General features: G+C 47.1%; 20 protein-coding genes. All 20 read left to right on the top strand.

All coding sequences use genetic code 11. The annotated features are described in order from the left end of the window. The first annotated feature begins 323 nt into the window (after positions 1-323). The 20 genes from BLS14_RS27215 (at position 324) to BLS14_RS27120 (ending at position 25857) form a co-directional block, all read left to right on the top strand. The gene (locus BLS14_RS27215; RefSeq protein ID WP_090954867.1) at positions 324-2009 is read left to right on the top strand and encodes an ABC transporter substrate-binding protein; all 1686 of its coding nucleotides are present in this window, start codon (positions 324-326) and stop codon (positions 2007-2009) included. A 265-nt stretch (positions 2010-2274) separates the two neighbouring features. Continuing rightward, positions 2275-4656 carry a glycoside hydrolase family 95 protein gene (locus BLS14_RS27210; RefSeq protein ID WP_090954790.1) on the top strand — a complete coding sequence of 794 codons (2382 nt, stop codon included), beginning with the start codon at positions 2275-2277 and terminating at the stop codon, positions 4654-4656. Between the two features lie 16 nt (positions 4657-4672). Continuing rightward, positions 4673-6019 carry a GH1 family beta-glucosidase gene (locus tag BLS14_RS27205; protein WP_063566557.1) on the top strand — a complete coding sequence of 449 codons (1347 nt, stop codon included), beginning with the start codon at positions 4673-4675 and terminating at the stop codon, positions 6017-6019. A gap of 398 nt (positions 6020-6417) precedes the next feature. After that, positions 6418-6681 carry a hypothetical protein gene (locus BLS14_RS27200; protein WP_024631414.1) on the top strand — a complete coding sequence of 88 codons (264 nt, stop codon included), beginning with the start codon at positions 6418-6420 and terminating at the stop codon, positions 6679-6681. A gap of 317 nt (positions 6682-6998) precedes the next feature. Next, on the top strand, positions 6999-7952 hold the full coding sequence (gene cyoA, locus BLS14_RS27195; protein ID WP_063566558.1) for a ubiquinol oxidase subunit II: 954 nt from the start codon (positions 6999-7001) through the stop codon (positions 7950-7952). A 21-nt stretch (positions 7953-7973) separates the two neighbouring features. Beyond that, a complete protein-coding gene (locus BLS14_RS27190; protein ID WP_063566559.1) occupies positions 7974-9944 on the top strand; it encodes a cbb3-type cytochrome c oxidase subunit I in 1971 nt (656 codons plus the stop codon). Beyond that, positions 9945-10565, top strand: a complete 621-nt coding sequence (gene cyoC, locus BLS14_RS27185) for a cytochrome o ubiquinol oxidase subunit III (protein WP_063566560.1) — start codon at positions 9945-9947, stop codon at positions 10563-10565. Beyond that, on the top strand, positions 10566-10895 hold the full coding sequence (cyoD, locus tag BLS14_RS27180; RefSeq protein ID WP_063566561.1) for a cytochrome o ubiquinol oxidase subunit IV: 330 nt from the start codon (positions 10566-10568) through the stop codon (positions 10893-10895). A 210-nt stretch (positions 10896-11105) separates the two neighbouring features. Further along, positions 11106-12122 (top strand): LacI family DNA-binding transcriptional regulator, encoded by a 1017-nt coding sequence (locus BLS14_RS27175; RefSeq protein ID WP_063566562.1) that lies wholly within the window; start codon positions 11106-11108, stop codon positions 12120-12122. A gap of 155 nt (positions 12123-12277) precedes the next feature. After that, complete coding sequence (locus BLS14_RS27170; RefSeq protein ID WP_090954788.1) at positions 12278-14608, top strand: glycoside hydrolase family 65 protein; 2331 nt, start codon at positions 12278-12280, stop codon at positions 14606-14608. A gap of 26 nt (positions 14609-14634) precedes the next feature. Further along, positions 14635-15921: an ABC transporter substrate-binding protein gene (locus BLS14_RS27165; protein WP_064640611.1), complete on the top strand. Its 1287-nt coding sequence runs from the start codon at positions 14635-14637 to the stop codon at positions 15919-15921. A gap of 59 nt (positions 15922-15980) precedes the next feature. Continuing rightward, entirely contained in the window at positions 15981-16877 is an 897-nt protein-coding gene (locus tag BLS14_RS27160; protein WP_053780124.1) for a carbohydrate ABC transporter permease, read from the top strand. A gap of 14 nt (positions 16878-16891) precedes the next feature. Next, positions 16892-17734, top strand: a complete 843-nt coding sequence (locus BLS14_RS27155; RefSeq protein ID WP_063566566.1) for a carbohydrate ABC transporter permease — start codon at positions 16892-16894, stop codon at positions 17732-17734. A gap of 56 nt (positions 17735-17790) precedes the next feature. Beyond that, positions 17791-19992, top strand: a complete 2202-nt coding sequence (locus tag BLS14_RS27150; protein ID WP_072735564.1) for an alpha-L-rhamnosidase-related protein — start codon at positions 17791-17793, stop codon at positions 19990-19992. Between the two features lie 18 nt (positions 19993-20010). Further along, positions 20011-20700: a beta-phosphoglucomutase gene (gene pgmB, locus BLS14_RS27145; RefSeq protein WP_072735563.1), complete on the top strand. Its 690-nt coding sequence runs from the start codon at positions 20011-20013 to the stop codon at positions 20698-20700. Positions 20701-20721: 21 nt separating this feature from the next. Continuing rightward, complete coding sequence (locus BLS14_RS27140; RefSeq protein ID WP_072735562.1) at positions 20722-22365, top strand: glycoside hydrolase family 13 protein; 1644 nt, start codon at positions 20722-20724, stop codon at positions 22363-22365. A 142-nt stretch (positions 22366-22507) separates the two neighbouring features. Continuing rightward, positions 22508-23347, top strand: a complete 840-nt coding sequence (gene kduI, locus BLS14_RS27135) for a 5-dehydro-4-deoxy-D-glucuronate isomerase (RefSeq protein WP_053779017.1) — start codon at positions 22508-22510, stop codon at positions 23345-23347. A 37-nt stretch (positions 23348-23384) separates the two neighbouring features. Beyond that, on the top strand, positions 23385-24143 hold the full coding sequence (locus tag BLS14_RS27130; protein ID WP_063566570.1) for a DeoR/GlpR family DNA-binding transcription regulator: 759 nt from the start codon (positions 23385-23387) through the stop codon (positions 24141-24143). Positions 24144-24224: 81 nt separating this feature from the next. After that, the gene (kduD, locus tag BLS14_RS27125) at positions 24225-24977 is read left to right on the top strand and encodes a 2-dehydro-3-deoxy-D-gluconate 5-dehydrogenase KduD (protein ID WP_072735561.1); all 753 of its coding nucleotides are present in this window, start codon (positions 24225-24227) and stop codon (positions 24975-24977) included. 34 nt (positions 24978-25011) lie between these two features. After that, complete coding sequence (locus BLS14_RS27120; protein ID WP_063566571.1) at positions 25012-25857, top strand: sugar phosphate isomerase/epimerase family protein; 846 nt, start codon at positions 25012-25014, stop codon at positions 25855-25857. Positions 25858-25931: the final 74 nt, after the last annotated feature.

Below are 25931 nucleotides of genomic sequence, written 5' to 3'. Positions count from 1 at the left end.
TAAGGCATGATAAACGATCATTTTCAAAGCAAAATGGGTCCCCTAAAAGGGGCCTTTTTTGTTGTTGACGAAAGGGGTAGGATAGCATATAATCGTTAATGTAAGCACTTTCAGTAAGCGTTTTAAATTATTTTCCGAAAACGTTTTATGTATGTTGCTAAAAGAGTTTTCATGGGTTTAGGTTTTGTTAAGAAAGAGTGCGAATTTAATTTTTTAGTAAGCGCATACATAAATGCGTCTTACAACGGTATCCTCAGGCTTAAAGCCTGTTATACAGATAAAACCTTCATAAATAATAGGGGGACTAGACAATGAGAGGCAAAATGAAAGGCAATACACCCAAGACGTTTGCAATGTTGATGCTCGCAAGTGCAATGCTGGTTACAGCTGGCTGCGGAAATTCGGGAAATAAAGAAGCCTCAGAGTCCAGTGGAACCGAACCGGTTACTTTCACATTCTTTGGTGCGGATGCGAGTCCAACCTGGAACAAGATGCAGGATGCAGTCGGTAAAGAGATTACCAAGCAAACAGGCGTTACGATTGAAGCTGAGTATGATGTAAACAATGGTGGAGACCAGAAAATTGCACTTATGGCGGCTAGCGGTGAGTACCCTGATATTGTTTTTCCAAAAGGTAACTTGTCTAAACTAGTAGATGCAGGGGCAATGCTTGACCTGACGGATCTGATTGAGGAGCATGCTCCAAACCTGAAAAAAATATATGGGGACCAGATGAACCGGCTGAAATACAGTTCGGAAGATCAGGCTATTTATACAATCCCAACGAATATGGGTGTTGATAATGTTGCGTTTGACGCAACAGGCGGATTTGAAATTCAGCAAAAAGTACTTAAAGAGCTCGGATACCCTGAAGTGAAAACACTTGAGGATTACGAGAATGTATTGAAAGAATATGTGAAAAAACACCCAACGATTGACGGTCAGCCGACCATTCCATTGACGCTGAATGCAGATGATTGGAAGATTATGATTACAGTAACGAACCCGGCCTTCCAAGCAACTGGAGCACCCGATGATGGAGAATATTATATCAACCCTGAAACATATGAAGCGATGTTGCACTACAAACGTCCAGAGGAGAAAGAATACTTCCGCTGGTTGAACAAAATGTACAATGAAGGACTGCTGGACAAAGATACATTTGTCCAAAAAGATGACCAATATAAATCCAAAATCGCAAGTGGTCGCGTACTCGGTCTGATTGACCAGGAGTGGAATTATCAAGAAGCAGAAAATGCACTCAAATCAGCGGGCAAAGATGACAGCACATATGCTCACTTCTCTGTATCCCTGAACAAGGACATTGTGGACCATACATTCCAGCCAACCGGATTTGACGGATATGGCATCGGGATTACAACTTCTGCCAAAGATCCGGTTCGTATTATCAAATTCATGGACTGGCTCGCTTCGGACGAAGGTCAAGTTTTGAGAAACTGGGGCATTGAAGGCCAACACTACAATGTAGAGGATGGTCAACGGGTGATTCCTCAAGATATTCAGGATCGTAAAACCAATGACAACTCCAACTTCACCAAAGAAACAGGAATCGGTATGTATAGCGTGTTTAGTGCGAGATACGGTGATGGCGTGAAAGATTCCACGGATAACTTTTACACAACGAACTTCCCAGAGCAGATCCAGGCTGGTTATACTGCCGCAGAGAAAGAAACGTTGAAAGCATATGGCATTACAACATGGAAAGAATTCTATCCTTCTGAAGATGATTTGCAACTGAAAGACTGGGGCGCAGCATACAACATGCCTGTACCATCAGGTACAGATTATGAGGTAACGTTCCGAAAAACACAGGATATCGTGCGCAAACGTATTCCTGAAGCTGTTCTGACTACAGCTGCGAACTTTGATAAAGTATACGATGATTTCCTCGCCGAGTTGGACAAAGCCGGCGCAGTTGAAATGGAGAAACAGTACACTGTTTGGGTTAAGGATCGTGTTTCCCTGTGGACAGGTAAAGACGTTAAATAACTTATGTTTTAATTGAATAGGCAGATATACAAAAAAGGCCCTGAGCAGGGTCTTTTTTTGCTGTTCATGTGATGTTTAACATTGACGCAAATTTCGAAATCAAATATAATTTTCTTACTGTAAGCACTTTCAGATAAACGACAATTTAGCCTTGTAGGTAAGCGGATTGCGATCAAGTAAAACAGTATTTATATTGGTTATTTAGTTATACCGAAAACGTTTTAGTAATGAATGAAAAATAGCTGATTAGGAACAGGAGTTATCTATGTCCCCATTTAATGAGAGAACAAAAGAAAATCGTCTGTGGTATCGTCAGCCTGCTACTCGCTGGGAAGAGGCGTTGCCTATCGGTAATGGTCGCCTTGGCGGTATGGTATACGGCGGAGCATCGGATGAACAAATCCAGCTAAATGAAGATACATTGTGGTCCGGATTTCCACGCGACACCATTCAGTACAGCAGTCAGCGGTATCTGAAACAGACCCGTGAACTGATTATGTCCGGGCAATATAGCGAAGTTGAACAATTGCTGAACCGCGAAATGCTGGGACGTGATGTGGAAGCTTATCAGCCGATGGGCCACTTTAAGTTGCAGCACGATGAACTGGATGGGATCCCGTACGATGAATTTGAGCGGGAGCTTGATCTCCATACCGGCATTGCAACGACGAAGTATTCATATAAAGCCATTCGTTATGTACGTGAAGTATACGCCAGTGCAACAGATGATCTCATGATCTGTACCATCACTGCTGATCGTATGGGATCTGTAAACGTCAGTGTTTCGTTGGACAGTCCACATCCTTATAATGTTCAGGCTTCGGGCGATGCACTTACTTTGTTCAGTCGCTGTCCAAGTCATGTTGAATCGAATTATTTCAGGGATCATCCGGAGTCTGTCATCTACGAAGAAGATCGTGGAACGGCTTATGCTATGCGACTGGCCGCGACTGCGACAGGCAAGAATGCCGAAGTAACGGTTATGGACGGAAGACTTCATATTCAGGGAGCTGACCAGGTTATTTTTTATCTGACAGCGGCGACCGCCTTTGAAAGCTATGATGTGGCGCCTGTTAAGGATGGTGTGCATCTGGATCAGGAGTGTAGGGAGGTAATCACTAAAGCGATGGCTCATGGCATGAAGGCTCTTCGGGAGCGACATGTCCTGGATCATGGGACTTTATTTTCAAGAGTATCTATTGATCTCGGCGCTTCAGCCAATGAAGAATTGCCTACAGATGAGCGACTGCAAGCGTACCAGGCTGGAGCCAATGATCCTGGCCTGGAGGCACTCTATTTTCAATATGGTAGATATTTGTTAATGGGTAGTTCACGTGAAGGGAGCCAGCCAGCTAATCTGCAGGGAATTTGGAATCATCAGGTGGAGCCGCCCTGGCACAGTGATTACACGATTAATATCAATACCGAGATGAATTACTGGCCGGCAGAAGTATGCAACCTGAGTGAATGCCATGAGCCGCTGTTTGGCTTGTTGGAGGATCTAAGCGATACCGGGAGAAGAACGGCACGTATTTTGTACGGAGCACGTGGCTGGACAGCCCATCATAATGTAGATATTTGGAGGACATCCACGCCTACAGGCGGAGACGCAAGTTGGGCGTTCTGGCCAATGGGCGGCGTGTGGCTGACTTCACATCTATGGGAGCATTATCTGTTTACCCGTGATCAACAATTTCTCGCGGAACGCGCGTATCCAATCATGAAGGAAGCGGCACTCTTCTGTCTGGACTGGTTGGTGGAGGGACCAGACGGATATCTGGTTACGGCTCCATCGACCTCTCCGGAGAACAAGTTCCTGACTGAGGAAGGAGAGGCTCGCAGCATCTCCATGGCTTCGACGATGGATATGACATTGATTCGTGAGTTGTTCGATCGGTGCATTGAAGCAACGGAGCAGCTGGATGTGGATCAGCAGCTGGCGAAGGAGTGGAGCGAAGCACGCAGCAAGCTCTATCCATTCAAGATCGGAAGCGAGGGGCAACTGCAGGAATGGTTTAAGGATTTTGCCGAATCCGAACCAGGGCATCGTCACGTCTCCCATCTGTATGGTCTGTATCCGGGGGAGCAGATCAACCGACTGGATACGCCAGAACTGGTGGAAGCAGCACGAGTGTCACTTGAACGTCGCATCTCACAAGGTGGCGGGCATACAGGTTGGAGCTGTGCTTGGTTGATCAATCTGTATGCGAGGCTGTTGGATAGCAAGCTGGCACATCAATTTGTCCGTACATTGTTGGCTCGATCCACGCATCCTAATCTGTTCGATGATCATCCGCCGTTCCAGATCGATGGCAACTTTGGTGGCACTGCCGGTATTGCCGAGATGCTGTTACAAAGCCACTTGGGCGAATTACATCTGCTGCCAGCGCTGCCTGAGTACTGGGCCAGTGGCAGTGTGAAAGGGCTTCGGGCACGAGGTGCATACACAGTGGCAATCGCGTGGGCAGATGGCAGACTCTCAAGCGCCGAAATTAAGGCTGATCACGCTGGTTCGATAACCATTCGGAGTGCATACCCAATGCGTGTGGAAGGAAACGATCAGCCTAAGGCGCAGTTAACACCTCAGGGTGATTATGTAGTGATTTTAACCATGACCGCAGGACAGACGATCCGCGTGTCATCATGAGACGGAGGAGTAGACGATGACGATTTTTAAATTTCCACAAGATTTCCGCTGGGGAACAGCAACAGCTTCCTATCAAATAGAAGGTGCAGCGCAGGAAGGCGGACGCGGGGTATCCATCTGGGATACGTTTGCCCGTACACCCGGCAAAGTATTCAATGGAGATAATGGTGATGTCGCATGTGACAGTTACCACCGCTATGAGGAAGACATCGAGCTGATGAAAAAGCTTGGGATCAACACCTACCGATTCTCGATCGCCTGGCCGCGTATTATTCCTGATGGAGATGGCGAGATCAATCGGGAAGGATTGGACTTCTATCATCGATTCGTAGATAAGTTGCTTGAAGCGGGAATCGAACCTTTCTGTACGCTGTATCATTGGGACCTGCCTCAGACGCTGGAGGATATCGGAGGTTGGGGCAATCGTAGGACGGTGGATGCATTTGTAAAATATGCTGAGGTCATCTTTAAGGAGTTTTCCGGTAAAATTAATTTCTGGCTGACTTTCAATGAACCATGGTGTATTGCTTTTCTGTCCAACTTGCTCGGCATTCATGCACCAGGAAATAAGGACCTGCAAACATCCATTAATGTTGCTCACGGACTGCTGGTTGCTCACGGTAAAGCCGTTCAGTCGTTCCGTCGCTTGGGTACAACAGGACAGATTGGTATTGCACCCAATGTATGCTGGGCTGAGCCTTACAGCAAATCTCCAGAAGATCAGGCAGCCTGCGACCGTTCCATTGCACTGAATACCGATTGGTTCCTAGACCCGATCTACAAAGGATCGTATCCACAATTTATGGTGGACTGGTTCGCTGAAGCTGGAGCTACCGTACCAATTCAGGAAGGTGATATGGAAATCATCTCGCAACCCATTGATCTGTTGGGCATTAACTATTACACCATGGGAATCAATCGTTTCAATCCAGAGGCGGGTGCATTGCAATCCGAAGAGGTCGATATGGGACTTACTAAGACAGATATTGGCTGGCCTGTGGAATCACGCGGACTGTATGAGTTCATGCATTACTTGCAAAAATACGGAAATGTGGATGTCTACATCACAGAAAATGGTGCATGCATCAATGATGATTTGGAAAATGGCAAAATCAATGATGATCGCCGGATTGCATACTATGAGCAGCATTTGGCCCAAATTCATCGGATTATCAACGACGGAATCAACCTGAAAGGCTACATGGCTTGGTCTTTGATGGATAACTTTGAGTGGGCGGAAGGATACCGTATGCGCTTTGGTCTTGTGCATGTGGATTACCGTTCATTGGTCAGAACACCTAAAGAAAGCTATTACTGGTATCAAAATGTGATCAAAAATAATTGGTTGGAAACACGAATTTAAGCTTTAATTTCAATATTCCAGGAAGAAGTGCTCAGAACCTGACATAACTAAGTAATTACGTTATTTCAATTGTTAAATGCAGGGACATACGTGTTTAATCAGAAAAAAGACGTTGATTCGATTATCCGAATCAACGTCTTTTTTATTGTTTTATTTTCAGCCAGGACTCACATGTTCATGAAGGTTTCATAAGGTCTAAGCTGTTTCATGTTATGAGGAGAGCGTTTTTGGGTTATAAGAAGTAAGAAGAAGTGATCTGCTCCTTGTCAACAGTTAAAATACAAATAAAGTGTCCAAATTGCGAAATAAATTTGAACATTTGTTGACTAAAAATCATACTGATGTGGTATATTGGTATAAGGAAAGCACTTACAAAAAGGGAAAAGGAAGTGTTTACTATGGCATCGAAGACAGCAATGGTAAGCCAATTGGAACGCAAAGATAAAAATATGCGGCGTGCAGTGCTAACGATGACAGTTCTGGCTTGGATTGCCCTCATTACGGGAGTAGTCATGTGCCTGATCAACCTGAATGATTTTAATGATCGTAACCTCGGATTAATGGTGGGTATCGGTTTCTTGGTTGGCAGTGTATTTATTTACGTTATTGCCAAATCGATTGGACTTGTTCATACACGCCGGGAAGACGAAGGCGCCGATTAAATAATCTTGCGTTAATTCGTTCATAATAAGACTGGATGAGCACCCGGAATCCCAGTCAATAAAGCCCTTTGCGGATTCGTTGATACTGTTCAACGGGACTGCAAAGGGTTTTATTTTGTGACTTGAAGTGTAAAGATTACAATGAGGAAATATCAAGTATGCAAGTGATTTGTGAGAAAAAATTCACACATTTAAGGTGTAAAATCGACAAATTTGTTAACATGAACAAAAAAGTTGCTCATTTCTGATATCTTTAGAAGGAAGAGAGTAGTATACTGTTTTTTCAGTATGAGCGAATTTAAGGAGAGGGGATCAAGATGAACAAGAAACCTAGGTCGCTAATTCGGATAATCATTCCGGTTGTCCTGACGTTGGTTACAATTGCATTGATTGTCTGGCCAATGCTGGCAGGCGGGCAGTACGTTGTTCTGGATCCGAAAGGGCCTGTTGGCGCTTCGCAGAGAGATTTGATTGTCATTTCGACAATTCTGTGTGCAGTCGTTATTGTGCCTGTATTGATTTTGTCTGCTGTAATTGTATGGCGTTACCGCGACAAACCGGACAATAAATCTGCTTATGAGCCTAACTGGTCTCATAGCACTAAAGCGGAGGCTATCTGGTGGACCGTTCCGATTATTATTATTGGGTTGCTGGCGGTTGTAACAATCCGCTACACCTATGATCTGGAACCTTCGAAGCCATTGGCTTCCGAGAAAGCACCGGTGACCATTCAAGTATCTTCACTGGACTGGAAATGGTTGTTTATGTATCCGGAGCAAGGTATTGCAACGGTCAACACGTTGAATATCCCGGCAGACCGGCCCGTAAAATTTGAGCTCACCGCGGATTCACCGATGAACTCGTTCTGGATTCCGCAGCTTGGTGGACAGATTTATACAATGTCGGGTATGGCGATGACCTTGTACTTGCAAGCTGATCATGAAGGTCAATATTGGGGTTCAGGTGCCAACTTTACCGGGGAACACTTCGCCCAAATGCGTTTTGACGTCAATGCTACATCGGAGGAAGACTTCGACAAATGGGTAACTGAAGTGAAACAACAATCCCAACCGCTGACGCAAGAAACGTATAAAACATTGGCGGAACCGGGAACAAGCAATGTAGCTTATTATTCTTCCTTCCCTGAAGGACTGTTCCAAGACATCGTGACCAAGTATGTTATTGACGGTCAAAGCGCTCACAGCAAGCACGGTGAAGCTTCAGGTGCCAAAGAGATTACTACGCAAGACGTGGACAAGAGTGCTAACTAAAGATTCGAAAGGAGGCCCCCAATGTTAGAGAGACTTAAGGAGTTTGCATCGGAGTTTTTCGTTACCGGTGATCCGCTGATTTATGGTGCGGACGTGGCGATCGGAATTACGATGATTACCATCGTAGCGGTGTTGACTTATTTCAAAAAATGGGGCTGGCTCTGGCGTAACTGGTTAACTACCGTCGATCACAAAAAGATCGGTATTATGTATATTATTGCTTCCATTATCATGCTTTTCCGTGGTGGTGTGGATGCACTGATGATGCGTCTTCAGCTAGCTATGCCTAACATGGATTTCTTACATCCTGAGCATTATAATCAGGTCTTTACGACTCATGGTACGATCATGATCTTGTTCATGGCGATGCCGTTTATGTTCGGTTTATTTAATGTTATTGTACCGCTTCAAATAGGGGCAAGGGACGTTGCGTTCCCATTCCTTAATGCACTAAGCTTCTGGTTATTCTTCCTGGGAGCAATGCTGTTCAACCTGTCCTTCGTTATCGGTGGTTCACCGGACGCAGGTTGGCTCAGTTATCCGCCTTTATCGGAGCTATCGCATAGCCCGGGGGTGGGACAAAACTTCTATATATGGGGTATTCAGATTTCGGGTATCGGTTCCCTGGCTACCGGTATCAACTTCCTGGTTACCATCATTAAAATGCGTGCGCCAGGCATGAAATGGATGAAAATGCCGATGTTTACATGGTCGGTATTCTCCACTTGTATTATCATTCTGTTTGCATTCCCAATCTTGACAGTGACACTTGCATTGCTCTTCCTCGACAGGTTTGCGGGGGCGCATTTCTTCACACTTGATCTGGGCGGTAATCCGATGATGTATATCAACTTGATCTGGATGTGGGGTCACCCTGAGGTATATATCGTTGTCTTGCCGGCATTCGGTGTGTTCTCCGAGATTGTAAGTACATTCTCGAAGAAAAAATTGTTTGGTTACAAATCAATGGTATTTGCGATGCTGATCATTAGCTTCCTGTCCTTCTTTACATGGGCGCATCACTTCTTCACGATGGGTTCGGGAGCAGACGTTAATGCATTCTTCGCCGTAACCACGATGTTGATAGCCATACCAACAGGGGTTAAGATCTTCAACTGGCTGTTTACCATGTTCCGGGGAAGGATACGCATGGATACCCCGATGCTATGGACACTTGCATTTATTCCATGCTTTATCGTCGGAGGTATGACGGGGGTTATGTTATCCGTTGCACCTGCTGACTTCCAGTTCCACAACAGTTACTTCCTGATTGCCCACTTCCACCAAGTATTGATCGGTGGTGTAGTATTCGGATACTTTGCAGGTCTGTACTACTGGTGGCCTAAAATGTTTGGATTCCAACTGCCAGAAAAACTGGGTAAATGGGCTTTCTGGACTTGGAATATCGGTTTCTATGTCTGCTTCATGCCGCAGTACGCTGTCGGTTTGATGGGTATGACACGTCGTCTGAGCACCTATGGCTGGGATACCGGCTGGTGGGAACTGAACTTTGTATCCACAATCGGGGCTTTCCTGATGGGTGTCGGATTCTTGTTCCAGGTAGCACAAATCGCAGACGGCATTCGGAAATACAAAACACTCAAAGCATCTGGCGACCCTTGGGGTGGTCGTACGCTCGAGTGGTCGATTCCTTCACCTGCTCCTGAATATAACTTCGCCATTACACCGCGCGGAGATGATATTGATGAGTGGTGGGAAGAGAAAGAACGTCGTGCCAAAGGCATCTATCCACCTGAACAGCCGCTTGAGCCGATTCATATGCCTAAAAATTCCGCGATTCCGTTCATCATGTCTATATGCTGGTTCGTTGCCGGTTTCGGCTTTGTATTCGGATGGCTGTGGATGGCGATTCTTGGACTCGCTGGCGTAGGGATTTGCATGATCGCTCGTTCATTCTCATACGATACGGATTATTATATTCCGGTTGACGAAATTAAGCGTACCGAAGCGTCGTTAAGGGGGTCGGTATAAATGGCTCAAGCAGCCGCGAAGCACGGTCATGACCATGCACATGATCATGACCATGGTCACCATGACCCGCAAGAATTGAAAATACTCGGATTCTGGTTCTTCCTGATTTCCGACGTTATCCTGTTCTCCGTGTTGTTCGCAACCTTTATTGTGTTGCGTGACAATTCGGCGGGCGGACCTGTATTGTCTGAACTGATCAAAATGCCTGGCGTTATTGCCGAGACATTTATCTTGCTCACAAGTTCATTCACAAGTGGACTTGCGGTTCTTGCCATGAATCAGGGCAAGGTGAAGCAATTGATCAGCTGGCTGGCAGTTACAGCTGTTCTGGGTGCGAGCTTTATCGCCCTGGAAGTAACGGAGTTTATTGAGTTGATTCATGAAGGGTTCAGTTATACAACGAGTGCAGCTTCTGGTGCATTCTTCACCCTTGTGGGAACTCACGGACTTCACGTATCGCTTGGTCTGATCTGGATGATCGGATTGATGCTTCAACTGAAAAAACGTGGAATTACCGATGTTACTCGCGGTAAAATCAACGTAATCAGCTTGTACTGGCACTTCTTGGACGTCGTCTGGATTTTCCTCCTGTCGATCGTCTATCTGATGGGGGTGATGTAGATGGCAGAGCATAACTCACATGAATCCCATGGCCACGAACAGCATGGTTCACTCAAGTCCTATGTCATCGGCTTCATTCTGTCCGTTGTCCTGACCATTGTTCCTTTGGTAGTGGTTCTGAATGACATGATGGGCAGAACAGCAACACTGAGTGTCGTTCTGGTAACAGCAGCACTTCAGTTTGTGGTTCAACTCTTCTTCTTCATGCATATCCGTGAATCGGAGAAGCCGCGTTGGAATGTAATGGCTTTGATCTTTGGTCTGTTGATCATGATGACCATCGTTATTGGTTCCATCTGGATCATGTTGAACAATACAGTTGCACATTAAGTTTTATAGGTTCAGGGATCTCCCGACTTTATTTAAAAGTCGGGAGATCTTTTTTTTTTCCTTTTTCCATCCTGAATGCGGGCAGAATAAGGGAAGGGACGCATGAGATACAAAAAGTCGAAAATATTGTCGAAAAAAGTTCTTGATTTTTTTTCTTGAATCCGTATACTCAGAAATATAAGTAATCCGAAACGTTTTGGAGGAAAGCAATTGGCTACAATCAAAGACATATCACAAATGACGGGATTTTCGATTACGACCGTATCCAGAGCTCTGAATGGGTACTCGGACGTCAGCGATAGTACGCGCAAACTGATTAAAGAAGCCGCCGAAACCCTGAACTATAGTCCAAATGGTCTAGCGAGAGGCCTGGTCATGAAGGAAACCAAAACGCTGGGGTTGCTCGTATCAGGCATGACGTACAAAAACATCGATAACAACTTTGTTTTCGAAGTGCTTTGCGGTATTAATGATAGCGCTGCCAATTCGGATTATGATCTGATTTTGTTCAGCACAAATACAGCGAAGCAAAAGATGAAAACGTACACACAGCTGTGCAGGGAACGAAAGGTGGACGGTGTCATTCTTCAGGGTGTGAAGACGGATGATCCGTATTTGCAGGAAGTATTGGATAGTGACATTCCTTGTGTATTGATTGATATACCCATTCACAGTGAGTATGTTGGTTTTGTATCAACGAATCACAAACAAAGTGCACAGACTGCTGTAGAGCACCTTATTGGTTTGGGTCATCGGCAGATTGCCATGGTGAACGGGTACCCCGAGGCTTTTGTATCCAAGGAGCGTTATGAAGGATATTCCGATGCAATGCGAAATGCAGGGTTGAGCTTGAAGCCTGAATGGATCGTAAACGGGAATTTCACGGAAGAGGAAGCACAGCAACAAGCTTCTGAATTGTTGAAGACATATCCGGAAATTACCGCAGTTTTTTGCGCAAGCGACATGATGGCTTTGGGTGTAATGAAGGCTGCGAATGAAATAGGCATCTCTATACCGGATGAATTATCTGTAGTAGGATTTGACGACATTCCAACAGCCGCTTATTTTCAACCACCACTCACCACCATCGGCCAGAACATGTATCAGTTGGGACATGAAGCTGCAAACCTGTTGATGGGCATGCTGAGATCGGAAGACAGTCCCAAATTTAATATTTTGCAAAATGAATTGGTTTTGAGATCCTCAACAGCCAAACCAGGTCGCTGAGTTTAGCTGAGAAACGGTTCGCGAGGGATTGCAAAATGAACGAGATGAAGAGAGCACCGAAATGTTTTATTAAATCCGAAACGTTTCGGTATTATTTTCACTCAAATCCAAAACGTTTCGGATACAACATAAGATAGACATAGGGGGAATACAAATTGCTGAAATACAATGCAGGACAAGGAGAATGGAGTAACTGGCTGGTAACTGAAACCGGGTTTGATCCGGCTCATCAAGGGAAAGGCGAAGCTGTGCTCTCACTTGGAAACGGCTACATGGGACTTCGCTCCGCAACGGACGAGAATTATGTTGGACAAGTGCGGAACTGGTTCGTAGCTGGAACCTTCAATAAGTTTGATGAGCATGAAGTAACAGAACTCCCTAATGCAGCGGATGTAACGGAACTTTCAATCACTCTGAATGGGGAAACCTTCAGCTTGGAAAAAGGAAGAACGATCAGCTACAGTCGTCAACTGAATCTCAAGAACGGTGAGCTGACCCGTAACGTGGTATGGCAGAGCCCAACTGGAGAAAGCTTTGAACTTCAATTCCGTCGCTTTGTTTCCTTGAGCAACCGTCATTTGGTTGGTTCATCCGTAAGTATCAAGCCACTGGATGGTCAGGCACGTGTTCACATTGCGTCTGGTATTAACGGACAATGGACGAACTCGGGTGCACAGCATTTCACGGAAGGCGAAAAACGGATATTTGAAAAGACTTATATTCAAATGACGTCAACGACGACACAATCGGCGGTTGATTTTGTAACCAATACGGTGCATCACTGGCAGCTGAATGGTGAAAAAGTTGAGCCGGAATTGCGTCAAACGATGGGACGCCGCAAGGTTGGCATCGAAGGCACAGTGACCGTGGAAGCCGGACAATCGGTAACACTGGAAAAAATCTCGAATGTTCATACCAGCCGCGATCTGGTGTACAGCAACGGTGGATATTCACTGGATCAAATGCGTGAATCTTCACTGACAGAACTGAAGCAAGAGTCGCAAAAAGGGTATGATCAGCTGTTTCGTGAAAGCGCTAACTCCTGGGCGGATACCTGGTCCACGTACAACATTGAAGTGGACAGCACAAGCGGATATGACCAGCTTGCTATCCGTTTCGCCATCTATCATCTCGTCATTATGACACCTGCTCATGATAATCGCATGGGAATCGGGGCGAAAGGATTAAGTGGTGAAGGGTACAAGGGACATTCCTTTTGGGATACGGAAATCTTCATCCTGCCTTTCTTCATCTACAGCAATCCCAAGATCGCAAGATCCTTGCTGGAATATCGATATCAGGGGTTGGATGGAGCTAGAAGCAAGGCCAAGGAGAACGGATTCGAAGGAGCCATGTATCCATGGGAAGCAGCCTGGATCGAAGATGGCGAAGTTACACCGGTATGGGGAGATGTAGATATCGTAACCGGAGAACAGACGAAGATCTGGTCCGGCTTCATTGAACAGCATATTACCTCTGACATCGCTTATGCCGTTTGGCATTACGTCCAGTCTACAGGCGATGAGGCGTTCATGGAGCAATATGGCTACGAGATCATTTTTGATACAGCAACGTTCTGGGCCAGCCGTCTGGAGTGGGATGAGGCCAAGGGCCGCTATCACATCAATGAGGTTGTTGGACCGGATGAATATAAGGAACATGTGGACAACAATGCATTCACCAATCATATGGCTCACTTCAATATGGAACTGGCCATTCAATATTATGAAAAGCTTGAGCAGGAAAAACCTGAATTACTCAAGGCATTGTCTGCGAAGCTTGACCTGACATCAGCTAGGAAAACATGGAACAAGCTGGATCAAATGTATCTGCCAGGGCCAAATGAACAAGGACTTATTCCACAAGATGATACCTACTTGCAGAAGAAAGTCATTGATCTTACCCCTTATAAAAATCAGACGAAAGTCGCCAGCATCTTCAATGATTACAACCTGGATCAGGTTGGTGAAATGCAAATTTCGAAGCAGGCTGACATCATGATGCTGTTCTTCCTGCTTGAGAATAAATTTGAACCCGCTATCAAACGTGCGAACTATGACTACTATGAGGAAAAAACATTGCATGATTCCTCATTGTCGCTGTCAACGCACAGTATCCTTGCCAGTGACTTCGGTAATCGTCCGCTCGCTTATGATCTGTTCCGCCGGGCGTCCGAGATTGATCTGGGACCGCATATGCACTCTTCGGATGCAGGCATCCACTCAGCTTCTCTGGGCGGAATATGGGAATGTGTCGTGATGGGATTTGCCGGAGTTCGCATGTTGGATGGCCAGCTTCATCTCGATCCGAAGCTGCCAGAGTCCTGGAGCAGTCTGAAATTCCCGCTTTACTGGCAAAACCAGCTGTTGCATATCACAATCACGTCCGAGGGTATTCTAATCGAGAGTGATGCAGAGGAAGAAATTTCTCTCCTTCTGTCCGGTCAGCAAGTTACTTTCAGCAAACGGTTTCAAACCTTGGTTTAATATAAATCCATGTGGAGGTCATTCAAATGAAAAAAGGGTCCGCAAGTTTGGTCATGATGCTGATTTTGGTATTAGTGTTATCCGCGTGTTCTTCAGGTGGAAGCAACAGCGCGGAAGGCGGAAAAGGAGAAAAAGTAAAACTCACCTTCTCCGTATGGGGAGATGTCAACTCCGGTGCGGATGAAGTGAAGCTTGCGGAAGAGTTCAATGCTGCACACCCGGATATTGAAGTGAAGTTTGAGCCTATTCCAAGTGAAGGTTATGGAACAAAACTCACTACATCTCTGGCAGCAGGTCAGGCACCAGACGTATTCCTGGTTGGTGAAGGCGACTACTACAAATACGTTGATAAAGGTGTAATTGAGCCACTCGACGATTATTTGAGCAAAGACACTGCGTTTAATCTGGATATTTTCCAAAAGGATCTCATTGAAAATATGAAAATCGAAGGCAAACAATACTACTTGCCTAAAGATTTCAACCCACTTGCTCTGTGGTACAACAAACGTATGTTTGATGAAGCGGGAATCCCTTATCCAACAGATGAATGGACTTGGGATGACATGATTGCAACTGCACAAAAACTGACTAAAAAAGATGGCAAAAAATATACTCAATTCGGATTCAACGCAGGCAAATGGGAATATCCGATTTATACGTACCTGTGGGATAACGGTACAGACATCGCGAATGAGGATGGAACAGCTGCGGAAGGCTACATGAACAGTGAAAAAACGATAGCGGCAATGGATAAATATGTATCCTGGTCTCAAGGAGATAGTCGTGTATCCCCGACGCCACTGGATTCCGAGACACTTGGCGGAGATTCATCGATGTTCATGACAGACAAGCTCGCCATGATGATTACAGGTCGTTGGATCAAAGGTGATCTCGACAAATCCGATGTTCAATATGGATCTGCACTGATTCCACAAAATACGGACGGTACTCGTTCAAGCATCATCGCAAGTGCGGGTTGGGCAATTAACGCAGCCGGTAAAAATAAAGAAGCGGCTTACGAACTGGTGAAATGGCTCTCGGGTACAGATGCACAGAAGCTTCGCTCTGCGAACGGTAAAGTACTGCCAGCGACTGTGAAAGAACTGGACGAAGTCAAAGCCAAAGAAGTAGCAGACAAACCGGTCATCGAAATGATGGATTATGCTAAAAAACCGGTCACCATGCGTTCTACAAACGGACCTGTGTTTGTTGAAGAATTCACCAAGGCGCTGGAAAAAGTGCTGCTTGGCAAACAAGATGTCAAAGGCGCTCTGGATGAAGCTGCGAAGAACGTTGACAGCAAAATCAAGTAAAAACCATGCGGGTGAGTCGGCGACCATGCTGATTCACCCTCTTCATCAAGGAGGCTGCTATGCGTAATTCTAAATCCGAGCGTGCCGGGTATTGGTTTATATTGCCCTGGCTTATAGGCTTGTTGCTCTTTACCATTGGTCCAATGTTATTCTCCCTGCTGCTGGCATTTAGTAAATGGGATATTATCACCGGCGTACAATCGATCGAATGGGTCGGTCTGGATAACTTCAAAACGATGTTTCATGATGAGCTTTTCTATCAATCGTTGAAAGTTACCTTTATCTTCGCTCTGGTATCCGTACCACTATATCAAGTGGCATCACTGCTTATCGCCTTGCTGCTGAATATGCGGAACAGAGGCATGAAATTTTTCCGATTGATCTATTTCATGCCATCCGTCATTCCAGCTGTAGCGGCATCAATGATGTGGATTATGATTTTCAATCCGGAATACGGCATTCTGAACCGGGCGCTTGCCTTTTTCGGCGTACAGGGGCCAGCTTGGCTTCAAGATCCGAGCTATGCGCTGGGCGCACTGATTGTCATGGGTTTGTGGGGCGTCGGTAATACGATCATCATTTATTTGTCCGGCTTGCAGGGCGTTCCCGAAGAGCTGTATGAAGCTGCCAATCTGGATGGAGCGGGACCGTTTCAACGGTTTTTCAACATTACATTACCTATGATTTCCCCGACGGTGTTCTTCAACGTGATTATGGGTATCATCGGCGGATTCCAGTATTTTACACAAGCATTTGTTATGACCAACGGGGGACCGCTTAACTCGACCTTGTTCTATAACTTGTATCTGTACAATAAAGCTTTTACCGATTTTGAAATGGGTTATGCTTCGGCATTGTCCTGGGTATTGTTCATCATCATTCTGGCGTTTACGTTGCTGGTCATCCGCAGCTCTTCGATGTGGGTCTATTACCAGGGCGATAACGAAAAGGATTGAGAGGAGGACAAATGATGAATCAAGCAACGACACGGAAACCGGTCTACTCGAAACTATTCTCTATGCTCATGCTTATCGCTGGTGCAGCCGTCGTGCTGATCCCGCTGTTATGGACGTTTGCAACGTCTCTTAAAACACCTGCCGAGGTGTTCAAAGATGATTTTTTCCCGGCTGTATGGATGTGGTCTAACTATAAAAATGCCGTCTTGGCCATCCCGTTTTTTACATTTTTGAAAAATACGCTGATTATTCTGATTCCGGTATTAGTCGGTACCGTATTCTCGTCTGCCCTATGTGCGTATGGTTTCGCCCGGTTTAACTTCCGCGGCAAACGCACGCTGTTCCTGGTGCTATTGGCGACGATGATGCTGCCTTCGCAGGTAACGATGATCCCGATGTTCATCATGTTCAAGGAAATCGGCTGGGTTGATACATTTTTACCACTCATTATCCCTGCATTCTTCGGGGGCGGAGCGTTTAACATCTTCCTGATTCGCCAGTTCATGCGCGGTATTCCGCGTGATCTCGATGAGTCTGCTTTTGTAGACGGAGCCAATAAAATGCAGATTTTCACTAAAATCATGCTGCCGCTTTCCATGCCGCCACTGATTGCCGTATCGATCTTTACCTTTATGGGCGTATGGAATGACTTCCAGGGACCACTCATTTATCTGAACTCCAGTGAGAAGTATACGCTGGCTCTCGGATTGTCCATGTTCAAAGGGTTGTATAACGTGGAATGGAACATGCTAATGGCTGCAACGATGCTGATTATGCTTCCGCCACTCCTTGTATTCTTTGTTGCACAAAAATACTTTATTGAAGGCATTTCCATCTCTTCTGCAATCAAGGGCTAATCGTCCGTATGAATAGAAGAGATGAGCGGTAAGCCAAACCGCAGAGGAGGACTACCATGGCCACATTAACAAGCAGACATCCTTTTAATTTGTATTATAACGCAGGTGAATATGTAAAGATTTGCGGTACCCAGGACGGATACTTTCCCGACTTTGGGCATCATATGGCTAACGAAATGGGTGGTGTATGGCTGCATCCGATCAAGCTGCTGGACGGCTTCTGGCTGAAGGTAACCGATCTGGATCGCAACATTGCGGTATGGGCAAGGGCAGACGGATTCACAAGTGAATCCTGGGGCGGAAGCCGGTTCGATTATGATCACGGATTGAGCCACATTCCGGTATCCATTGAACGCAACCAGTTTGCCCCCGATTATGAAAAAGGCATGGTCGCAGAATATGAGATCAGCGCTTACGGCAAAGGAACAACCCGGCTCAAGCTGGAGCTGCTGTCACGTACCGATCTCCGTCCAGTGTGGTATTCCGATGAGATCGGAATTATCCCAGGAGCGGGTGAAACGGCAGAAGCTATTTCTTCGCGCAAAGTCATCGTCAAAGATGATGCCCAAGACTGGTATGCCATGATTGGAAGTGACCTGCCTGGAACGGTAATGACAGTTGGTCCTGAGATTTACGGACCAGAACTGACGGCAGGCAAGGGCACAGGCATTTCTTTTGTAACCGAATGCACGCTGGAGGAGAAGGATGTGTTCCGCTTCCGGTTATTTGTTGCCGGTTCGGAGTCGTCCCGTGAAGCCTGTGAGCAGACTTATGCAGTCATCGAACGTGACTACGTCAGCTTGAAAGAGCAGAAGCAGCAACTCTACGACAAGTTGGATCAGCGCGCAGTGCTGACCATTGAAGGCGAGGATGAGCTGAACGAGCAATTTGCCTGGGTGAAGCGTAATAATCAGTGGCTGGTGCAGCAAGTAGACGGCATTGGTCGTGGATTGACGGCAGGTGGACCCACGTATCCGTGGTGGTTCGGCTGTGACAGTACGTATGCGCTTCAGGGTGTGCTTGCTACGGGAGACCATCAACTGGTGCGGGATACTCTGAATTTGTTGCTGGAGAAATCCAAGGAAGCAAACGGTAATGGACGTTTTGTGCATGAAGTGACCACGATAGGAGCCGTGTCTAATCGCGGCAACACGCAGGAGACGGCACACTATATCGCCTTTGTATGGGAAATGTTCCTGTGGACCGGAGATGGTGCACTTCTGCGCGAGCATTATGACTATTGTGTTCAGGGAATCGACTGGCTGCTGGGTGAGATGGACCCGGACGGAGACCTGTTCCCTTCCGGTTACGGCATCATCGAGATTGCCGGATTGAATATGGAGCTTATTGATAGTGCCGTATATACAGCCAAGGCTCTTCAGGCGCTGGAGCATATGAGTCTCTATTTGGGTGAAACGAAGCGGCATCAGACATATCAAAAACTGGCTGAAAGAGCGGTACGCGCAGTGAATGATGTGTATTGGTCTGAAAAAGACAGCCTCTATGCGGATGCCGTTGCACCTGTTTCTGATATTGTGCCCAAGGTGGATTACATGGTTTCTCTCGCTGAAAAGCAAGGGATCACAGACTACCGGGAGTACGTGGAAGGATTGCTTGCCGATGCAGGTGAGGATCAGAAAGATCGCGGTTGGCTGCTGAACAAAAACTGGGTCATTGTCACCCCGATGGAAGCAGGAATTGCCGATCAGGACAAAGCACAGCGTGCTCTGGAAGCGATGCGAAACCGTGACTTCATTGGTGAATACGGTACTTATCTTGCGGCCATGTATCAACAAGGCACGATGACAATCTCTACCGGAGCACATGCGGTTGCAGAAGCGGCGTACGGACATCCGGATCACGCACTGGATTTACTGCGTCGGATGGGGAAAAGCTTCTCACGTGTAGTGCCAGGTTCTTTCTCGGAGATGTCCCCGGACTACGGCTGTGTAGTGCAGGCGTGGACCATCTATGCACTGGCTGTACCAGTCGTACGACATTTCTTCGGCGTTCAACCGGAAGCACAGCATCGCCGTGTAACCTTATCACCTAATATGCCGCAGGCATGGGATACCAAAACATGCAGTCTGGAGCACCTGATGGTAGGCGATGCGGAGTTCGATATTCATTTTGAATCCCGTGAGGGCAAACGTTATGCGAGCATTTCCAACGCATCGGGCTGGACGGTCGTTCTGGACTGGAAGGGCGAAAGACGGGAAAGCAACGAGAAACGAATCGAATGGCAACTAGAGCAATGACATGGGGAGGAACGGGTAATGAAAGGGAACGGAGCACTTCAAGCCGTTATTTTTGATTTGGATGGTGTGATTACTGACACGGCGGAGTACCATTATGTAGCGTGGAAGAAGCTGGGGGAATCGCTGGATATTCCGTTTGATCGGGAGTTCAACGAGCAGTTAAAGGGCATTAGCCGTGGGGAGTCACTGGCGCGCATTTTACGTCTGGGTGGCAAGGAAGAGGCGTTTTCGGCTGAGGAAAAGGAAGAATTCGCACAGCGTAAAAACGAACATTACGTCTCGTTGCTGGACTCGCTGACACCGGAGCATACCTACCCTGGAATTCGGGAATTGCTGCTTGAGCTGCAAGCTTCAGGCATTCCTGCGGTGATCGCCTCGGCCAGTAAAAATGCCCCTCAAATTCTGAAGGCGCTAGAGTTGGACTCGCTGTTCCGCTTTGTGGTACATCCGGATTCCGTACCAAACGGCAAGCCAGCACCTGATCTATTCCTGCGCGGAGCGGAAGAAGTGGGTGCTGACGTTAAAGCCTGCATCGGCATCGAGGATGCGCAGGCGGGTATTGAGGCCATCAAATCCGCAGGCATGATCGCCGTGGGTATTGGTGAAGAAGCTGTACTTAAAGGTTCCGGAGCGGACGTGGTGCTGAAAGATACTACACAGCTCACGCTGTCCTTCCTGGAGCGTACGTTGCAGGAGCACAGCCATTAAGCAGAAAAGGGGAGATGCAGCATGAACCGGGCATGGTGGAAAGAAGCCGTGGTATATCAGGTCTACTGGCGGAGCTTCCTGGATGCGAATAGGGACGGCATCGGGGATTTGGAGGGCTTGATGCTCAAGCTCGACTATATCAAAAGTCTGGGTATTGATGTCATCTGGCTTAATCCCATTTATGAATCGCCGGATAAAGATAACGGATATGACATAGCGGATTATTACCGCATCATGGCGAAAGCCGGAACGATGGAGCAGTTCAAGCAATTGCTGGACAAGGTCCATGAACTGGGCATGAAGCTCATTATGGATCTGGTGGTCAATCATACATCAGAGCAGCATGCATGGTTTGAAGAATCACGTTCATCCGTCGATAATCCGAAACGCGACTGGTATATATGGAAGCCGGGGAAACAGGATAGCCCGCCGAACAACTGGCGCTCCTATTTTGAACCGTCGACCTGGACCTACGACGAGCGGACGGGGGAATATTATTTCCATTCCTTTGCGAAGGAGCAGCCTGATCTGAATTGGGAAAATCCAGAACTGCGTCAGGAAATTTACCGGATGATGCGTTTCTGGCTGGATCAGGGTATTGACGGCTTCCGCATGGATGTTATTAATCTGCTCGCTAAGCTGGAAGGTTTCCCGGATGCGGAGCACCCGGAGAACATTGATTATCTGGGCAATAATCCGGGCATTCATGAATATTTGCAGGAAATGAATCGGGAGGTTCTCCAGCATTATGACATCATGACTGTAGGAGAAATTCCGTTTGTCACACCAGAAGATGGCCTTCTGTATGTGGGGGATAACCGGAAAGAACTGCATACGTTATTCCATTTCCAGGTGGCGGATGACATGCCAGCTTGGGATCTGGCACGGTACAAGGAAATTCAGGAGAGCTGGTATGAGGCGTTCCGTCATGAAGGTTGGAACTCCCAGTTCCTGAACAATCACGATCACACCCGACAGGTTTCAAGGTATGGCAATGACGGACAATACCGTGTGCAATCCGCTAAACAACTGGCGACCATGATTCATACTCTTCCGGGAACACCGTATGTATTCCAGGGAGAGGAGATCGGTATGACGGGTGTCCGGTTCTCTTCCATTGATGAATATCACGATATTGCAATGAAGAACAAATATAAGGAAGAAATCGGTAAAGGCCGTGCGCCAGATGAAGTGCTCCACAGTCTTCAGCCGCTGAGCCGGGATAATTCCCGCACGCCGATGCAGTGGGACAGCAGCAAGCACGCCGGGTTTACCGAAGGGCAGCCGTGGATGAAGGTTAATCCCAACTATGAAGAGATTAATGTGGAGCGGGATTTGGCTGCGCAGGACTCCATATTTGCATATTACCAGCAGCTGATTGCCCTGCGTAAAACACACGCGGTTATGGTCTATGGAGATTATCGTGACCAATCGGCAGGGGAAGAGCATGTATATGCATATAGCCGCAGTCTGGATGGAGAGACATGGCTTGTCATTCTCAATCACTCGGACCGGGAGCAGTCCTATCGTCTGCCTGCTTCATTCGCTGATCGAGCGACGAATGCCCGCTTGATCATTGGCAATCTGGATCGGTCAACCTCCGATGAGGTTAGAAACGGCACCGTTCGTTTGCGTCCTTATGAGGCGCTCATTTACTCCTTATAATACATCGCAAGATCAGCAGAGCCTGGCGGGGATTTTCCCGTCGGGTTCTTTTATTTTCAAAAAAAGGTACACAAAAGATACATAATGAACTAAAATGAACTTATATGAACATTATCTGACTAACGAAAGGAATGGATTAATGATGCAAAACCGTTATGCTGCACACCCAAATGAAGTGAAAAACTATGATACCTCCCGTCTGCGCGAGGAATTTCTGATGGAGCAATTGTTTGCCACAGATGAGTTGGTAACCGTTTACTCTCATGTAGATCGTTATATTGTAGGAACGGCTGTACCTCAAAGCAAGGATATCGCACTTGAAGTGAATCTGAAGGATATCGGAACGAACTTTTTCCTAGAGCGTCGTGAAATCGGTATCATTAATGTTGGAGGCCATGGAACCGTGACAGCTGACGGTCAAGGCTACGAGATTGGTGCGAAAGAATGCCTGTACATCGGCAGAGGTGTAAAAGAAGTCGTGTTCAAGAGCAGCGGCAAGGATCAGCCGGCTCAGTTTTATTTTGTATCCACACCGGCTCACCACACATATCCAACAGTAAAAGCAACGCAAGAACAAGCTCAGCCGAACCACCTCGGCAGCATCGAAAGCTCGAATGAACGGACGATCTATCGCTATATCCACCAGGGAGAAGGCGGAATCCAGAGCTGTCAGCTGGTGATGGGCATTACGGAACTCGACAAGGGTAACATGTGGAATACGATGCCTGCACATACCCACAACCGCCGTTCCGAAGTATACTTGTATTTCAACCTGCCGGAAGATGGCGTCGTATTCCATATGATGGGCGAGCCAAACGAAACACGGCATTTAGTTGTACGTGACCGTCAGGCCATCATCTCTCCAAGCTGGTCTATCCACAGTGGTGTCGGTACGAGCAGCTATACCTTCTGCTGGGCAATGGCTGGGGAAAACCAGACGTTCGAGGATATGGACGGCGTGGCGATGAAAGACCTGAAATAGGCGCGTAAATTCCAAAGAAACAGGAAGTTGATCTGTGATGAATCCATTGAAAAGACATGAAAAAATTATGGAGGCTCTGCTGGAGCGGCAGGAAGTCACCGTTAGTGATCTGAGTGAACTGCTGCAGGTGACGGGCAAGACCGTACGGGAGGATCTCGATAAGCTGGAAGGTATGGGATTGCTCGTACGTGTCCATGGGGGTGCGATGCTGGCTCAGAACGACCAGTACGGCATCCTCACGAGTCGTGGGGCTACGGAAAAGCATCATTCGGAGAAAACGGAGATTGCCGAGCGAGCCCTTGCGTATATCCGACCAGGAGATATTGTTGCGCTGGATGGCGGGAGCACTACGTTGGAGATGGCGAAGAGATTGGACAATCAGCCCATTACGGTGGTTACCAATGATCTGTTCATTATTGCTGAGCTGACCAAAAAGGAGCAGGTGCGACTGGTTGTGCCCGGTGGGGCAAGAGTCCGCAATATGCTGGTGGGAGACGATACGGCGGCCTTCATTTCCGGTCTCAACATTCATAAAGCGTTTATCTCAACGACGGCACTTCATCCGGAATTTGGACTTTCCATATATACAGGAGATCTGGTGCCGCTAAAAAAAGCAATGATCTCTGCTTCTCAGCAGGTCTATGGCGTCGTGGATCATTATAAATTCGGACAATTTGCCCTTCGGACTTTTGCACACTGTTCGGAGCTGGACTGTATCATCAGCGATAGTCGCTTGGATGAGGAGACAGCAGCCCTATACAGACAAAATGGCATCGAAGTGGACTATCAGAGCTGACCTTCAGTTCCACAGTGGATACGTGACTGCCGAGACTGAAGACACGGTTTGCAACCCAATAACCATGCGGAGGAATCATTCATGAATCCATTTGATTTAAGCGGACAAGTTGCACTTGTCACTGGTACGTCAGGAGGACTGGGGCAAGGAATGGCGATTGGCCTTGCTGAAGCCGGCGCAGATGTTGTGCTGGTTTCCTACTCTAATCCATCGAAAACAGCGCGTGCCATTGAGTCTCTCGGACGTAAAGCGTATGTGATTGAAGCTGATTTGAGCCGTGAGGACGAATTGACCGGGGTGTTTGAAAAGGCATTAGCCTTTCAAGGGAGAATTGATATTCTGGTCAACAATGCAGGAATTATTCGTCGCACACCTGCAGCCGATCACGGTCAACAGGACTGGCATGATGTCATTGGTCTTAACCTGAACACGGTATTTTTCCTGAGCCAGTTGGCTGGCAGACATATGATTGAACGGGGAAGTGGCAAGATCATTAACATTGCATCCATGCTATCTTATCAGGGTGGAATTAATGTACCGGGATACACGGCCAGTAAACATGGGGTAGCCGGTTTAACGAAAGCACTCGCGAATGAATGGGCAGGCAAAGGTGTTCAAATCAACGGGATTGCACCAGGCTATATGGAAACAGACAATACAACTCAGATTCGCGCCGATGAAAATCGGTACCGTGACATCACGGCACGGATTCCGGCTGGACGCTGGGGAACACCTGAGGATCTGAAAGGTCCGGTTGTTTTCCTGGCATCGGCGGCTTCGGATTATTTGAATGGTCACGTACTGAATGTGGATGGCGGCTGGATGGCTCGTTAACGCTGTCAGCGATCGATGCAAAGGAGGCAATGACATGAAACTTGGTATTCTTGCGCATACGTTTGGTAAACAGCCTACAGCACAGCTTGCACAGACCATCGCAGATAACGGATTTAATTCGGTCCAGCTGGCATTAGCCAAGGCCTTGTCGGATGTGGACTCGGCCAACGGCAAGCTGAGCCCTGGACTGGCGAATGAGATCGGAGATCAATTTGCACAGCGCGGAGTCAAGATTGCGGTACTAGGTTGCTACATTAACCCGATTGATCCTGATCCTGTGGCTCGTCGTGCAGACATTGAACGATTCAAGGAGCATCTGCGTTATGCCCGGGATTTCGGTTGCAGCATGGTTGCAACGGAGACAGGGGGCCTGGATACGTATCGCGACACTCATCCGGATGCATATGAAGAAAAGGCATGGACGGTGCTGCGGGAGACGGTAGAGGAACTGGCGGAAGAGGCGGAAAAGTGGGGCGTTCATGCGGCGATTGAGCCAGTATCTACCCATACGCTTCATACACGTGAACATATGATCCGTCTGTTTGAAGAAATTCCTTCATCCAATCTGGGCATGCTGTTCGATCCTTGTAATCTGATCAAACAACCTCATGTGGCTGACCAGTCTGCATTCCTGCGTGAAGTGATGGAAACGCTGTATCAGCGTATCATTGTCATTCATGCCAAAGATGTGGCTTTCAATGCGCAGGGTGAAAAGTTCAATCCGGTGCCGGGTGAGGGCATTCTGGATTATCCGTTATTTTTTGAACTATTGAAGAGCTATAAACCACACATCGATATTTCACTAGAAGGGGTAACCGCGGAAGAAGCTGTCCCGGCGGCCAAGCATTTACGTGAAATATGGAGTGGCGTTCGGGTATAAACGGTATAAAATCACGCAGAAGTTCAGCAGGTGATGGTTGGAAAAAATCCGGAAAACCTTTGCGGGAGCAAAGG

It is taken from the genome of Paenibacillus sp. OK060 (assembly GCF_900101205.1).
In the GTDB taxonomy this organism is placed as follows: domain Bacteria; phylum Bacillota; class Bacilli; order Paenibacillales; family Paenibacillaceae; genus Paenibacillus; species Paenibacillus marchantiae.
Note: the sequence above shows the minus strand (reverse complement) of the source record. Positions and strands in the feature narration are given on the sequence as shown.

Coding starts and splice junctions, on each gene's coding strand:
- cyoA (WP_063566558.1), top strand. CDS start 6,999: ATGAACAAGAAACCTAGGTCGCTAATTCGGATAATCATTCCGGTTGTC.
- cyoC (WP_063566560.1), top strand. CDS start 9,945: ATGGCTCAAGCAGCCGCGAAGCACGGTCATGACCATGCACATGATCAT.
- BLS14_RS27130 (WP_063566570.1), top strand. CDS start 23,385: ATGAATCCATTGAAAAGACATGAAAAAATTATGGAGGCTCTGCTGGAG.
- kduD (WP_072735561.1), top strand. CDS start 24,225: ATGAATCCATTTGATTTAAGCGGACAAGTTGCACTTGTCACTGGTACG.
- BLS14_RS27165 (WP_064640611.1), top strand. CDS start 14,635: ATGAAAAAAGGGTCCGCAAGTTTGGTCATGATGCTGATTTTGGTATTA.
- cyoD (WP_063566561.1), top strand. CDS start 10,566: ATGGCAGAGCATAACTCACATGAATCCCATGGCCACGAACAGCATGGT.
- BLS14_RS27190 (WP_063566559.1), top strand. CDS start 7,974: ATGTTAGAGAGACTTAAGGAGTTTGCATCGGAGTTTTTCGTTACCGGT.
- BLS14_RS27155 (WP_063566566.1), top strand. CDS start 16,892: ATGAATCAAGCAACGACACGGAAACCGGTCTACTCGAAACTATTCTCT.
- BLS14_RS27120 (WP_063566571.1), top strand. CDS start 25,012: ATGAAACTTGGTATTCTTGCGCATACGTTTGGTAAACAGCCTACAGCA.
- BLS14_RS27215 (WP_090954867.1), top strand. CDS start 324: ATGAAAGGCAATACACCCAAGACGTTTGCAATGTTGATGCTCGCAAGT.
- pgmB (WP_072735563.1), top strand. CDS start 20,011: ATGAAAGGGAACGGAGCACTTCAAGCCGTTATTTTTGATTTGGATGGT.
- BLS14_RS27160 (WP_053780124.1), top strand. CDS start 15,981: ATGCGTAATTCTAAATCCGAGCGTGCCGGGTATTGGTTTATATTGCCC.
- BLS14_RS27200 (WP_024631414.1), top strand. CDS start 6,418: ATGGCATCGAAGACAGCAATGGTAAGCCAATTGGAACGCAAAGATAAA.
- BLS14_RS27205 (WP_063566557.1), top strand. CDS start 4,673: ATGACGATTTTTAAATTTCCACAAGATTTCCGCTGGGGAACAGCAACA.
- BLS14_RS27150 (WP_072735564.1), top strand. CDS start 17,791: ATGGCCACATTAACAAGCAGACATCCTTTTAATTTGTATTATAACGCA.
- kduI (WP_053779017.1), top strand. CDS start 22,508: ATGCAAAACCGTTATGCTGCACACCCAAATGAAGTGAAAAACTATGAT.
- BLS14_RS27210 (WP_090954790.1), top strand. CDS start 2,275: ATGTCCCCATTTAATGAGAGAACAAAAGAAAATCGTCTGTGGTATCGT.
- BLS14_RS27140 (WP_072735562.1), top strand. CDS start 20,722: ATGAACCGGGCATGGTGGAAAGAAGCCGTGGTATATCAGGTCTACTGG.